1 protein-coding gene is annotated in these 250 nt (G+C 66.0%); it reads left to right on the forward strand.

Features of this window, described 5'->3' with window-relative positions:
- The coding region (locus ACPYOM_RS23210; protein WP_481347777.1) for a substrate-binding domain-containing protein at window positions 1-250 on the forward strand (250 nt) is incomplete at both ends.

Here is a 250-nt window from a genome sequence, read left to right on the forward strand (position 1 = left end):
GGTGTGCTTCAACGACGCCGTCGCCTTCGGCGCATGCGACGGGTTGCGCGCCCGCCGGATGGAGCCGGGACAGGACTTCGCCGTGGTTGGATTCGACGACGTCATCGAGGCAAGGTCGGCGGTTCCGGCACTCACCACGATTTCCGTCGATCCGCAGGCCATAGGCAGGCGTGCCGCGCAGCTACTCCTCAAGCAGATCAGCGCAGGCAAGACCGAACCGGAAAGCGTCGTGACGGCGGTCCGACTTGTC

This window comes from Monashia sp. HAY1-2A (assembly GCF_056755315.1).